Genomic DNA, 12864 nt, shown 5'->3' with positions numbered 1-12864 from the left:
CTCGACCAGGTCCGCCGTGCCCGGGTCCCGCAGGACGCCGTCCTGGGGGAAGGCGACCACCGAGACGTCGACCCGCCCGCGGAACTCCTCCCGCGCCGCCATCACGGCCTGCACCCCCACCAGGCCGGCCGCCGTGTCGACGTCGGCGAAGGCCTGGACGTGCAGGACGCCGAAGCGCTGCCCGTCGGCGAGCACGGAGCGGATCGCGGGCAGGAGCGTCTCGACGCGGTAGTGCTGCTTGACCGCCCGGGCCAGGTCGATGCCCCGGGCGGAGTCCGCCATGCCGTCGGCCGTGTAGGCCTCCAGCGCGGCGTCGCCGATCAGCGGGAGGGTGTGGACCTTGTCGAGGTGCAGGTGCGCGTCGACGAAGGGCTCGGTGACCAGTCCGCCGTCGGCAGGCACGACCTGGGCGCCGGGCGCCCGCGTCAGCTGCCCGGACGACGCCAGCGCCGTGACGACGCCGCCGTCGCAGTGCACGTCGACGACGGCGCCGCTGCGCAGGCGGGCGTCGGTGACGAGGAGCTGTCCTCCGGGAGTCAGTGCGCTGCTCACGACCGGACTCAAGCAGACTCTCGTACCAGACGGGCGGCTCCGCGCATCCACGCGGCCCGAGCGGGTACCGCCGCCGAGGAACGTCGTGCTGACCGATCGGAAGGACTTCCCGTGGCGGGTGGACTCGTAGCCCTGTTCGACGACGTGGCGGTGCTGGCACGCGCCGCCGCAGCGTCGGTCGACGACATCGGGGCCGCAGCCGGCCGAGCCAGCGTGAAGGCGGCCGGCGTCGTCGTCGACGACACGGCCGTCACGCCGCAGTACGTGCACGGCCTGGCCGCGGAGCGCGAGCTGCCGATCATCCGCAAGATCGCGATGGGATCACTGCGGAACAAGCTGCTCATCATCCTGCCCGCGATCCTGCTGCTGAGTCAGTTCCTGCCCTTCCTCCTGACCCCGATCCTCATGATCGGCGGCGCCTACCTCTGCTACGAGGGCGCGGAGAAGATCTGGCACCGGATGACCGGGCACGACGACGCCCACGCCGCGGTCGAGGCCGTGCCGGACGAGAAGACCATCGTGTCCGGGGCGGTCCGCACCGACTTCATCCTGTCCGCCGAGATCATGGTCATCTCGCTCAACGAGGTCGCCTCCGAGGCGTTCGTGTCCCGGGCCGTGATCCTGGCGGTCGTCGCGGTCGGCATCACGGTGCTGGTGTACGGCGTCGTCGGCCTCATCGTGAAGATGGACGACGTCGGGCTGTCCCTGTCCCAGCGCTCGGGCAAGGGCGTCGCCCGGTTCGGCCACGGGCTGGTGAAGGCCATGCCGCGGTTGCTCAGTGCCCTCACCGTGATCGGCACCGTCGCGATGCTGTGGGTCGGTGGTCACATCCTGCTGGTCGGCACCGACGAACTGGGCCTGCACTTCCTGTACGAGACCGTGCACCACCTCAAGGAGGCGGCGCACGACGCCACCGGAGCCCTCGGCGGGGTCGTGGGCTGGCTGGTCAACACTCTCGGCAGCGCGCTCCTCGGGCTCGTCGTCGGCGCGTTGATCGTCGTCGTCATGGACCTCACGGTCCACCGGCGCAAGAAGGCCCGGTCCGAGAGCCACTGACCGCAGCGCGGCACGGGAGCGGGCCGATCAGGTCGCCGGGAGCGTGACCCCGAAGCCGTGCACGGCGAGGCGGAGCAGCACCGGCCCCGGGCGGAGCAGGTCGGCGACCCGGTCGGCGCTGGCCGCCTCGAGGTCCGCACGGCCCACGGCGAAGTCGCCCGCACCCCGCAGCCGGGCCCGGTGCAGCGCCTCGGTGTTGGCCCACACCTTGCGCCGCGACTCGCGCAGGAAGAGCCGGCTCGCCCGGTGGTTGAGCGGCGTGAGCGCGCGGTCGAGCGGCGTCCGGCGACCCCCGGCCAGGGCCAGGGCGATGTCCTCCGCGGCGATCCGGGACGCGAGGATGCCGTCGATCCGCTCGTGGTCGCGGTGCCGGAGCGCCAGCCGGCCGGGATCGGTGAAGTCCGCGGGCGGGATCATCGCGATCAGCGAGAGCGGCAGGTCGAAGTTGATGTGGGCGTTCATGCCCAGCAGCACGTGCCCCTCCGGACGCATCCCCGGGTCGGCCCCGAACGCCCGCTGCCACGGCCGCGGAGCCGAGGTGGGCTCGACGCCGTAGGCCTCGAGGGCCCCGAGGTAGCGGCCGGCGAAGTCGACGATCCAGTCGCCGACCCACTCGCGGTCCTCGAAGAGCCCGTCCAGCAGGGCCGTGCGCACCGCGCGGGTCGTCCGCAGGTACGTGCCGAGGAAGAACCGCGCCGGGTCGCGGCAGGACTCCATGTGCTCCAGCAGGCCCTCCATGCGCGTGACGAGCGCGTCCACGCCACCTAGCACGGCCTGCGGGTCCTCCCGGTTCGGACGGCGCTCAGAGGAGCGCGTCCAGCCCGTCGTCCTGAGGGAGGGCCAGCCCGGCCTCGACCGGCGGCCGGTGCGGCTGGTCGAGCCCCCGCATGCGGGCGGCGTGCAGCGCCAGCAGCAGGTTCAGCCGCAGTGTCGGGTCGGTCGTGAACGGGCCGAGCAGCCGCTCGAGCTTGCCGATCCGGTACCGCATGGTGTTGTAGTGGAAGTGCAGGCGGCGCGCGGACTCGGCGACGTTGAGGTTGGTCTCCAGGAGCACCCGGAGCGTGTCGCGGAGGTCCGCGGAGTCGGGGTCGGCGGCGTCGGCGAGCGGGCCGAGCACCTCGTCGACGTAGGTGCGCAGCTCGGTGCTGTCCGGGATGAGGGACAGCAGCCGGAAGACCCCCAGCTGGTCGAAGTGGGTGACCGACGCGGCGCCGTGGATCTCCTGCCCGACCCCGAGGGCGCGCTGCGCCTGCCGGTGCGCCTCCTGCAGCGCCGACAGCGAGTCCGCCGGCCGGCCGATGCCGGTGCCCAGCAGCCGTCCGACCCGCCGCAGGCGCCCGTTCACCCGGCCGGTCACCGCCGCCACGAGCCCGGACAGCTCCTCCATTGTGCGGCCGTCGAGCGGGAGGAGCGTGACGATCTCGGTGGCCAGGCCCGCGACAGCCGCCCCGGCGACCTCCGGCTCGAGCGCCGCCCGCCAGCCGTCGGCCAGCCGGTCCAGGACGTCGAGGGCCTTGGTGGGGTCGGCCTGCGCGTCGGCCACGGTCTCGGTGGCCGTGACGAGGACGGCGACCGGGCCGTCGAGCCGCCAGCCGAAGGACCGCGTGTAGGCCAGCGTCCGCTCGGTGTGGCCGACCGAGCCGCCGACCAGCCGCCGCACCAGGTCTCCCTGGAAGCGCAGCTCGACGGAGTGCACCGCCTGCAGCCGGATGACCGAGAGGGCGGCGATGACCGCGGCCCGCTCCAGCACACCGCCGGCGCCCAGCATCATGACCCCGGTCCGGTGCACGGCGACCAGCCAGCCGTGCCGCTGGTCGCCGGCCATGATCGGCGCGACCGCGTACTCCCCCACCCCGCCGGGCAGCTCGTGGTGCCCGGGGACGAGCAGGATGCCGTCGGCCGGCGAGAGGTCGGCGTCGGCCAGGACGTCGGCCGGCGTCACCACCGTCTGGTCGGCCCGGACACCGGAGAGCCGGCGGGACGGCGTCAGCTCGGCCAGGGCGTCGTCGGCCGCCGCGTCCAGCAGCCACAGCCAGTCGCTGATCTCGGCGACGTCGTCGGCCGGGCCGGCGCTGGTGACGACCTCGCGGTCGGGCCCGAGCCCGAGGACGGCGGTGCCCTCGAGCATCACCGCCAGCCGCTGGGCGACCTGCGCGAGGCCGCCACCGGTGAGCGCCACCTCCATGAACTCGTCGTCCATGCGGGAGGTCAGGGCCAGGGCCTGGCTCTGCTTGCTCACGACGGCGCCGAGGACGGCGGAGACGATCTCGTCCAGCCGGACGCCGGCCGGGAGCGCGAGGACCGGGAGACCGCGCCGGTCGGCCTCGGCGAGCACCTCGCCCGGCACGGGCGCCGGCCCCTCCGACCGGCGGTAGGCCAGCGCGGCCGTGCCCATCGAGTCCAGCCGCTCGACCAGGGCCCGGCAGTTGGCCGGATCGGCCGGCGGCAGCCGGGCCCCGAGGACGACGAGGACGTCGGGGCCGGCGGCCGCGAGCGGGTCCGCGGGGTCGTCGACCACCATGTGGCGGACGACGCGGCCGAGACCCGCGCTGCCGGCCGCCACCGAGGTGCCGGTGAGCCCGGGCAGCTGGAGCGCCTCCTCGACCGTCAGGCCCATGCGTTCCTGCCAGCTGGTCCGGTCGTCCCGGGGCAGTTCGGCGGGCGACTCGGCGACAGCCCAGTTCCGACGGAACGGAAGAGATCCGTTACGGTGAGTTGGGGCCACCAGCGAGGCATCACCCTGGGTCACGACGTATCCCCCTCTAAGTCGTCGTCCAGGTTGCCACAACACGGGATCCTGTCAGGAGTCCCCGGACGCGCCGACCCATTCTTGGCGACTTCCGCCATAAGACGGCGTGCGACGCGCCGCATAGGTTCGAGACCCGGTCCAACCCGCCCGCTCGGATGGTAGGCCGTCGTCGGATCCAGACGACCACCGCCCTCCTCGGCAGACGGACTGGAGCGGGCTCGAACGGGGGGTGCGGCGCCCCCCGTCGGACCTCCGGCGAAAGGCCGCCATGCGCACCATCGACCAGACCCCCGTCCCCAGCCCCCGGACGGCCACCGACGCGCTCCAGGCGCGCGGTCGAGCCGCACGGGCAGGCCTCCCGACGATCCCCCTCCCCCGCGCGTCCGCCCAGGCGACGGCCCGGACCGCACGACCGGCACGGGCGGCCACGGCCGTGCCGGCGTCGGCGAGCACCGGTGTGGCGGAACTCCTCCGCGGCCCCGTGCGCCCGGCGCGCGTGCTCATGAGCGTGCCCGCGGCCGTCTACCTCCACGTCCCCAACGAACGCGGCGGCGACGTCGTCGGCGTGCTCACCAGCGATGCCGCACGGCTGCCCCTGGGGTGCGTGCTCTTCCGGCCCAGCAACGGGCGGCCCCTGGTCGCCCTGCCCGCCGGGGCGCCGGCCGAGGTCGGGGGCGGCCGGATCGTCGTCGGCGACCTGGCCGTGAGCGCAGCAGCCTGGTGGAACCCGCGGCCGAAGCTGCCCAGCCTCCGGCCGGCGCTGCTGCCCGAGGGCGTCCGCCAGCTGCGGAACACCCTGTACGGCGAGGGCATGCCGCACAGCGCCTTCACGCTCCCCGGGCTGCCCACCGGTCCCGGTGGTCCGCTCGCCGCCCTCCGGGGTGCCGTGCGCCGCGCCGACCTCGACGCCGCCCTGCGGACCGCCACCCGGCTCGTCGGCCTCGGCCCCGGTCTCACCCCCGCCGGTGACGACGTCATGGCCGGCACCATCGCCGGGCTCGTCCTGCTGGGTCACCCCTCGGCGGAGCGTTTCGCGGCCGGCGTCTACTCGCTGGCCGCCGGTCGCACCACCGAGCTGTCCCGGGCGCTGCTGCGGCACGCGGCGTGCGGCCGGGTCAGTGCCGAGTACGCGGCGGTGCTGCACGGCCTGGTCGGCGAGCGTCCCCTCGGCCCGGCGGTGGCCGGGCTGCTCGCCACCGGCGCCACCAGCGGCCGGGCGATGGCCCTGGGCCTGTGCACCGCGATCGACCTGGTCGACCGCACCACGCGCCCGCGCTGAACTCACGCGACCGAGCCCCTGTCCGCCGATGGCGGCCGGGGGCTCCGTCGCGTCCGGGTCAGGCCGGCGGCAGGAGCGGGCCGAGCGCGTCCCACTGGGAGATGCGGCACCCGTCGACGCGGGACAGCTCGACGTCCACCGGATCGCCGCCCCACAGCCCGGCCACGTGCGCGGACTGCGGTCCGCCGTACTGCTCGGTGCACACCACGTCGGCCGGGAGCGACGCGAACGGGTCGTCCAGGCCGGCGAGGTGGGCACAGGCCGCCTCGGCGTCCGGATGACTGCCGCTCACCGTTCCGGCGCAGGTCAACGACCAGCTCTCCAGCGATGAGCCGTCTCCTGCGTCGTACTCGACGACCAGGTCGTTCTCCGCCTGCGAGGTGCCGCCGCCCGCCGCGGGGTCCGAGGTGCCACTCCCGTCGCCGCCCGCACCGTCGGCCCCCGGGGACGAGCCGGCGCAGGCGCCGAGCACGGCGGTCAGCAGAAGGACCGCGATGCCCCCCACCACTCGCACGCTCGCGGCGGGGCCCTGCATCGTGGCCGACGGTCGGCGGGACGTGCGCACGGTACTCAGATGCGGGACGCGTGGATGCTGGTGACCAGGATCGCCCGGGCGCCGAGCTCCCACAGCTCGTCCATCACGCGGTTGGTGTCGGTCTGCCGCACCATCGCCCGCACCGCCGACCACCCGGGGGTCTGCAACGGGCTGACGGTCGGCCCCTCGAGACCCGGCGTCACCGCCGTGGCCTGCTCGAGCAGGTCGTTCGGGCAGTCGTAGTCCAGCAGCACGTACTGGCGGGCGACCATCACGCCCTGGAGCCGCCGCCGCAGCTGAGCGACGGCGGGGATCTCCTCGGCGCCCGCCCGGCGCACCAGGATCGCCTCGCTGGTCAGCACCGGCTCGCCGATGATGTGCAGCCCGGCGGCGCGCAGCGTGGTCCCCGTCTCCACGACGTCGCACACCGCGTCGGCGACACCCAGCCGGCAGGCGGTCTCGACGGCGCCGTCGAGCTTGACGACCTCGGCCTTGATGCCGGAGTCCCCGAGGTAGTTCTGCAGCAGCACCGGGTAGGCGGTGGCGATCCGCTTGCCGGCCAGCTGGTCGACCCGCTCGATGCCGGACCCCAGCGGGCTGGCGAAGCGGAAGGACGACCGGCCGAAGCCGAGCGGCATGACCTCCACCGCGGCGTGGCCCTCGCCCGCGCCGGGGGCGGTCTCCAGCAGCATGTCCCGGCCGGTGATCCCGACGTCGAGGGTTCCGGCCGCGACGTAGACGGCGATGTCGCGGGGACGCAGGTAGAAGAACTCGGTGTCGTTGTCCGGGTCGTAGACGGCGAGGTCCTTCGTGCTGCGCCGCTGGCGGTAGCCGCTCTCGGCCAGCATCTCCGCCGCGGGTTCGCTCAGGACGCCCTTGTTGGGGACGGCGATGCGCAGCACGAGCGGAGAACCCTTCAGCAGACGGTCGAGATCAGAGGTGAGCGTAGACGTCGTCCAAGGTCAGGCCCCGGGTCAGCATGAGCACCTGCACCCGATAGAGGAGCTGGCTGATCTCCTCCGCCGTCCGCTCGTTGGTCTCGTGCTCGGCTGCCATCCAGGACTCCGAGGCCTCCTCCACCACCTTCTTGCCGGCCGCGTGCACGCCGTCGCGGACGGCCTGGACCGTCCCCGAGGCGGGGTCGGCGGCGGCCACCTTCGCCGACAGCTCGGCGAACAGCTCGTCGAAGGTCTTCACGCGTAGCCGCCCGGGGTGAAGCCGGTCTTGCGCTGCGGGGATCGCACGTCGCGAAGTGTGAGGGCCGTGGCCAGCGCGGCGATCGCCGCCTCCCAGCCCTTGTCCTCGGCCGAGCCGGGCAGTCCCGCCCGGTCGCGGGCCTGCTCCTCGGTGTCGCAGGTCAGGACGCCGTTGCCGACCGGCCTGCCGGCGTCGAGGGCGACGCGCGTGAGGCCGGCGGTGACCGCGTCGCAGACGTACTCGAAATGCGGGGTGCCGCCGCGGATCACCACGCCGAGGGCGACGACGGCGTCGTGCCGCTCGGCCAGCGCCTGTGCGACGACCGGCAGCTCGACGGCCCCCGGGGCGCGCACCACGGTGGCGTCGGGGATGCCACTGGCCTTCGCCGCCTCGACCGCCCGGGCCAGCAGCTGGTCGGTGATATCGGGGTGCCAGGTGGTCGCGACGATGCCCAGCGTCAGGCCCGCGGCGTCGACCGGCTCGACGACGGGTGCGCCCGTTCCACTCACGACGGCTGCTCGTCGACGCGCAGCGGCACGTGGGGCGGGATGGGGTCGGCGTGCGCCGGCAGCGACGCGTCGTCGGCCGGTCCGGCCTCGGTCTCCGGCTCGATGATGTCGAGCAGGTGGCCCATCCGGTCGCGCTTGGTGCGCAGGTAGCCGAGGTTCTGCTCGGTGACGTGGCTGGGCAGGGGCACCCGGCCGGTCACCCGCAGGCCGTAGCCCTCCAGCCCGGCGCGTTTGGCCGGGTTGTTGGTCAGCAGCCGCATCGTGTGGATGCCGAGGTCGACGAGGATCTGCGCCCCGGTGCCGTAGTCGCGGGCGTCGGCGGGCAGGCCGAGGTCGAGGTTGGCGTCCACGGTGTCCACGCCGAGATCCTGCAGCTGGTAGGCCTGCAGCTTGTGCAGCAGGCCGATCCCCCGGCCCTCGTGACCGCGGATGTAGAGGACGACGCCGCGCCCCTCCTGCGCCACGGCGGCGAGCGCGGCCTGCAACTGGGGGCCGCAGTCGCAGCGCAGCGAGCCGAAGACGTCGCCGGTGAGGCATTCGGAGTGGACGCGCACCAGCACGTCCTCGCCGTCCCCGATGTCGCCGTAGACGAAGGCGACGTGCTCCCGGTTGTCGTAGGAGCTGCGGTAGCCGACGGCCGTGAACGTCCCGGCGGCCAGCGGGACGGTGGCCTCCGCCTCGCGCTCGACCAGCTTGTCGAAGCGCTTGCGGTAGGCGATCAGGTCGGCGATGGAGATCATCACGAGGTCGTGCTCGTCGGCGAAGACCCGCAGCTCCTCGCCGCGCGCCATGCCGGTGGGGTCCTTCTCGCTGACGATCTCGCACAGCGTCCCGGACGGGCGCAGCCCGGCGAGCACGGCCAGGTCCACGGCGGCCTCGGTGTGGCCGGGCCGGCGCAGCACGCCGCCGTCCTTGGCCCGCAGCGGCACGATGTGACCCGGCCGCGCGAGGTCGGCCGAGGTGGTCTCGGCGGCCGCCAGCGTGCGGATCGTCGTCGCGCGATCGAAGGCGGAGATGCCGGTGGTGACGCCCTCGCGGGCGTCGACGGTGACGGTGTACGCCGTCCCGAGGCGGTCCTGGTTCACCCGGAACATCGGGGGCAGGTCGAGGCGCTCGGCGTCGGCCTCGGTCACCGCCACGCAGATGTACCCCGACGTGTAGCGGACCATGAAGGCCACGAGATCGGGCGTGGCCAGCTCGGAGGCGAAGATGAGGTCGCCCTCGTTCTCGCGGTCCTCGTCGTCGATCACGACGACCGGCCGGCCGTCCTTGATCGCGGCGATGGCGGTCTCGATGGAGTCCAGCCGGGCCAACGGGCTCTCGGTCACCGCCGACCTCCCAGCAGACGTTCCACGTACTTGGCGATCACGTCGACCTCCAGGTTGACGGGCTCCCCCGGGGCGCGCACACCGAGCGTGGTCTCGCGGAGGGTGGTCGGGATGAGGCTGACCTCGAACCAGGCGTCGGCGTCGGGGTGGCCGTCGGGCTCGGGAAGGGGGCTGACCGCGCTGACGGTGAGCGAGACGCCGTCGACGGCGATCGAGCCCTTCTCCACCACGTAGCGCGCCAGGTCGGACGGGATCGCGATGCGCACGACCTCCCACATGTCACCGGGCTTGCGGGTGACGACGTGCCCGACGCCGTCGACGTGGCCCTGCATCATGTGGCCGCCCAACCGCGTCTGCGGTGTGACCGCCCGCTCGAGGTTCACCGGCTGCCCGGCGACGGCGCCGCCCAGGCTGCTGCGGCTCAGGGTCTCGGCCATGACGTCGGTGCTCCAGACGCCTCCGGCGCCGTCGGGCTGCACGCCGGTGACGGTCAGGCAGACGCCGTTGACGGCGATGGAGTCACCGAGGGCCACGCCCTCCAGGACCCGCTCGGCCCGGATCCGCAGCACCGCGGAGTCGACGTGGTCCTCCCGGACCTCGACGGTGCCCACCTCTTCGACGATCCCGGTGAACACCTCAACTCCCTCCCTCAGCGTGCTGTCGTCCCCCAGTGTGCCGGGTGGGGCGCAGGCGGAGCTGCACGTCCCCGCCCAGAGGGATGACGTCGATGATCGTCATCGACAGCGCCCCGGCCATCGTCCTGATTCCCAGGTCCCCCACCAGGGAGGGACCGGCCCCCAGGAACGTCGGCGCCAGGTGCACCACCGCCTCGTCGACGAGGCACGCGCGGAGGAAGGCCGCAGCCAGGGTCGGACCGCCCTCGAGCAGCACCCGCCGGACGTCGCGGTCGAAGAGCTCGGCGAGCAGTGCAGCCGGGTCCGACGCGCGGCTGACGAGCGTGGGAGCGGCGTCGTCCAGGACCCGGGCGGTCGCCGGCAGCCGGCCCTGGCGGTCGACCACGACGCGGAGCGGCTGCCGTGCCGCCGGCCGGCCGTCGGCGTCCCGGACGGTGAGCTGCGGGTCGTCGGTCAGCGCGGTGCCGGAGCCGACGACGACTGCGTCACAGGTGGCCCGGAGCCGGTGGACGACGGCCCGCGCCGCCTCGCCGGTGATCCAGCGGCTGCTGCCGTCGGCGGCGGCCACCCGCCCGTCGAGCGTGGCGGCCACCTTCCACACGACGAACGGCCGGTGCTCGCGAACCCCGGTGAGCCACCCCGCCAGCGCGCCGGCCTCCGCCTCGGCCTGCTCCACCCCGAGCTCGACGTCGACACCGGCGGCCCGGAGCCGGTCGGCTCCCCCGACGGCGAGCTCCGTCGGCTCGGGGACGGCGACGACGACGCGCGCGACCCCCGCGGCGAGCAGCGCGTCCGCGCAGGGCCCGGTGCGGCCGGTGTGCGCGCACGGCTCGAGAGTGACCACGGCCGTGCCGCCCCGGGCCCGGTCGCCGGCCTGGGCGAGCGCCGTCACCTCGGCGTGCGGGCCGCCCGGCGGAGCCGTGGCGCCCTCCCCCACCGGTGTGCCGTCGGCATCGAGCACGACCGCGCCCACGGGCGGGTTGGGGCTGGTCGTGCCGAGGACGGCGGTCGCCAGGTCGCGAGCGCGCGCCATGGCCCGGCGCTCGGCGTCGGAGATGCTCATCCCGCCGTCGCCGCAGCGGCGCGGGACCGCAGCGCGGCGATCGCCTTCGCCGGGTCGTCGGCGCCGAACACGGCCGAGCCGGCCACGAAGACGTCGGCACCGGCCCCGGCGGCCCGCTCGATCGTGTCCGCGTTGATGCCGCCGTCGACCTCGACGAACAGCCTGAGATGGCCGGTGTCCACCAGCTCGCGCGCCCTCCGGACCTTCGGCAGCACCTCGGCGATGAACTCCTGGCCGCCGAAGCCGGGCTCGACGGTCATGACCAGCAGGGTGTCGAAGTCCGGCAGCACGTCGAGGTAGTCCTCGAGCGGCGTCCCCGGCTTGAGCGCGAGCCCCGCCAGGGCACCCGCCGCGCGCAGGTCGCGGGCGACGGCACGGGGGTCGTCGCAGGCCTCGGCGTGCACGGTGACGTTGCGCGCGCCCGCCTCGGCGTAGCCGGGCGCCCAGCGCTCCGGGTTCTCGATCATCAGGTGGCAGTCGAGCGGGACGGGGCTGACCGCCTGCACCGCCTTCATGACCGGCAGGCCGAACGTCAGGTTCGGCACGAAGTGCGCGTCCATGACGTCGAAGTGGAGCCAGTCGGCGTCGGCCACCCGGTGCGACTCATCCGCCAGGCGCGCGAAGTCCGCCGACAGGAGGCTCGGCGCGATCATCGGTTCCCGGGGCACGTCCGCCGAGTCTAGGTGCCGGCCGCGGAGCCCCTCCGGCGAGCGTGTGCGCTGGTGGGCAGGTCGGGCCGCCCTCCTGCCCGTCCGCGCACATCGTTCGCTCGTTCAGCGCCCCGGGAGCGCGTTCCACTCCGCCCAGGAGAGGTCGCGGCCGACGTACCGGGGCCGGTCCGTCGGCCAGCCCTCGAGCCAGCGGGGCACGAGCTCGTCCAGCACCCGCTCGATGTCGCTGCCGACGAGGCGGTCGACGACCCACCACGAGACCTCGGCGCCGGCGGCGCCCGTCTTCTCCGGCGGGTCGATGTAGACGCACCCCAGCAGCTCGGCCTCGTCGTCCTCGAACAGGCCGTAGAGGAAGCTCTCGTGGGCCGCGATCTCCCGTTCGTGGTGGGCGAGGTCGTTCCGGTCCTGCTCGGGGGTCATGTGCGCCGGCGGCCAGCCCCAGGCCTGGCCGTAGATCGACCACAGTCGCTCGCGCGAGCCCATGACCGCTGGGAAGTCGATCTCGGTGTCCGCTGCACCCATCGGCCGCAGGTGCTGCCCCGTCGGCAGCTCGACACGGACCGGGTGCTCGAAGTCGTCGGGAAGCCAGGCCACGCGCGGCACCGTAACGCCCCCAGAGGATGCCGTCGCGGGGCGTCCCGGCCTACGGTTCGGCCATGGATCTGTCCGGCGGGGTGGCGGTGCGGCTCGCCGCGCTGTGCCTGGACGAGAGCGGCAGGCTCGCGGGGCGCATGCTCTGCGGGGACGCCGTGCGCGGCGGCCTGCTGCTCGATCTCGCGCTCGCCCAGCGGGTGGAGTCGACCGACGACAGCATCGTCGTCGATCCCACGCCCACCGGCTTCCCCCCGGCTGACCGCCTCCTCGCCGCGATCGCCGTCGAGCCGGAGCGCTCCCTGGACGGCTGGCTCGGCGAACGGCGGCTCAAGCTGCGGGACGTCGCCGACGGGGCTGCGCTGGCCGGCCGCTGGGAACTGCGCGCCGGCCCCCTCGGGCTGGGCCGCCGGTACGCCGACCTGCGGCAGGACGAGACCCGGCGGGACGTCGACCGCCAGGCCTCGGCGCCGGAGCCCGGCTGGTCGCAGGCCGACGCCTGCGTGACCGCGGTGGCGGCCGCCGGCGGACTGCTCGACCGGGAGGGCTGGCACCCGGAGCGGCCCGGCGAGGAGGTCGTCGCCGCCACGGGATCGGTCGCCTGGCTCTGCACCGCCGTCGTCGACCACCTGCTGCTCGCCTTCGAGCGCTACACCCGGCAGGCCGGCGCCCTCGGGCAGGTCGGCCCCTTCTGACCCG

General features: G+C 74.4%; 14 protein-coding genes and 1 pseudogene. 3 read left to right on the top strand and 12 right to left on the bottom strand.

Going from position 1 to position 12864, the window contains the following annotated elements:
• Positions 1-552: pseudogene (locus tag E4P40_RS06925) on the bottom strand (cytosine deaminase); the annotation flags it as partial.
• Positions 553-663: 111 nt separating this feature from the next.
• On the opposite strand from E4P40_RS06925, the gene E4P40_RS06920 reads away from it, so the two are divergent.
• Positions 664-1608 carry a DUF808 domain-containing protein gene (locus E4P40_RS06920; protein ID WP_135158075.1) on the top strand — a complete coding sequence of 315 codons (945 nt, stop codon included), beginning with the start codon at positions 664-666 and terminating at the stop codon, positions 1606-1608.
• A gap of 27 nt (positions 1609-1635) precedes the next feature.
• Here the strand turns inward: E4P40_RS06920 and E4P40_RS06915 are convergent, their stop codons facing one another.
• Both E4P40_RS06915 and E4P40_RS06910 read right to left on the bottom strand, forming a co-directional pair.
• Positions 1636-2367: a DUF5995 family protein gene (locus E4P40_RS06915; protein WP_245160173.1), complete on the bottom strand. Its 732-nt coding sequence runs from the start codon at positions 2365-2367 to the stop codon at positions 1636-1638.
• Between the two features lie 43 nt (positions 2368-2410).
• A complete protein-coding gene (locus E4P40_RS06910; protein ID WP_135158077.1) occupies positions 2411-4225 on the bottom strand; it encodes a PucR family transcriptional regulator ligand-binding domain-containing protein in 1815 nt (604 codons plus the stop codon).
• 400 nt (positions 4226-4625) lie between these two features.
• On the opposite strand from E4P40_RS06910, the gene E4P40_RS06905 reads away from it, so the two are divergent.
• Entirely contained in the window at positions 4626-5636 is a 1011-nt protein-coding gene (locus E4P40_RS06905) for a DUF2877 domain-containing protein (RefSeq protein WP_135158078.1), read from the top strand.
• Between the two features lie 58 nt (positions 5637-5694).
• Here E4P40_RS06905 and E4P40_RS06900 read toward each other — a convergent pair whose 3' ends face one another.
• The 9 genes from E4P40_RS06900 to E4P40_RS06860 form a co-directional block, all read right to left on the bottom strand.
• Entirely contained in the window at positions 5695-6171 is a 477-nt protein-coding gene (locus E4P40_RS06900) for an SSI family serine proteinase inhibitor (protein WP_135158079.1), read from the bottom strand.
• Positions 6172-6206: 35 nt separating this feature from the next.
• A complete protein-coding gene (gene hisG, locus E4P40_RS06895) occupies positions 6207-7073 on the bottom strand; it encodes an ATP phosphoribosyltransferase (protein ID WP_135158080.1) in 867 nt (288 codons plus the stop codon).
• A gap of 31 nt (positions 7074-7104) precedes the next feature.
• A complete protein-coding gene (locus tag E4P40_RS06890; protein WP_209305214.1) occupies positions 7105-7410 on the bottom strand; it encodes a phosphoribosyl-ATP diphosphatase in 306 nt (101 codons plus the stop codon).
• Positions 7365-7877, bottom strand: a complete 513-nt coding sequence (ribH, locus tag E4P40_RS06885; RefSeq protein WP_135158082.1) for a 6,7-dimethyl-8-ribityllumazine synthase — start codon at positions 7875-7877, stop codon at positions 7365-7367. Before ribH ends, E4P40_RS06890 begins: the two co-directional genes overlap by 46 nt.
• Positions 7874-9205: a bifunctional 3,4-dihydroxy-2-butanone-4-phosphate synthase/GTP cyclohydrolase II gene (locus tag E4P40_RS06880; RefSeq protein ID WP_245160174.1), complete on the bottom strand. Its 1332-nt coding sequence runs from the start codon at positions 9203-9205 to the stop codon at positions 7874-7876. Before E4P40_RS06880 ends, ribH begins: the two co-directional genes overlap by 4 nt.
• Positions 9202-9840 (bottom strand): riboflavin synthase, encoded by a 639-nt coding sequence (locus tag E4P40_RS06875; RefSeq protein ID WP_135158083.1) that lies wholly within the window; start codon positions 9838-9840, stop codon positions 9202-9204. Before E4P40_RS06875 ends, E4P40_RS06880 begins: the two co-directional genes overlap by 4 nt.
• 1 nt (position 9841) lies before the next feature.
• Positions 9842-10903, bottom strand: a complete 1062-nt coding sequence (gene ribD, locus E4P40_RS06870) for a bifunctional diaminohydroxyphosphoribosylaminopyrimidine deaminase/5-amino-6-(5-phosphoribosylamino)uracil reductase RibD (RefSeq protein ID WP_135158084.1) — start codon at positions 10901-10903, stop codon at positions 9842-9844.
• On the bottom strand, positions 10900-11571 hold the full coding sequence (rpe, locus tag E4P40_RS06865) for a ribulose-phosphate 3-epimerase (RefSeq protein WP_135158085.1): 672 nt from the start codon (positions 11569-11571) through the stop codon (positions 10900-10902). Before rpe ends, ribD begins: the two co-directional genes overlap by 4 nt.
• A gap of 105 nt (positions 11572-11676) precedes the next feature.
• On the bottom strand, positions 11677-12168 hold the full coding sequence (locus tag E4P40_RS06860; protein WP_135158086.1) for an N-acetyltransferase: 492 nt from the start codon (positions 12166-12168) through the stop codon (positions 11677-11679).
• Positions 12169-12230: 62 nt separating this feature from the next.
• Between E4P40_RS06860 and E4P40_RS06855 the strand changes: the two genes are divergently transcribed.
• On the top strand, positions 12231-12860 hold the full coding sequence (locus E4P40_RS06855; protein ID WP_167762133.1) for a GPP34 family phosphoprotein: 630 nt from the start codon (positions 12231-12233) through the stop codon (positions 12858-12860).
• The last annotated feature ends 4 nt before the right edge of the window (positions 12861-12864 follow it).

The organism is Blastococcus sp. CT_GayMR20, assembly GCF_004570345.1.
This window is presented reverse-complemented; position numbering and strand designations above follow the sequence as displayed.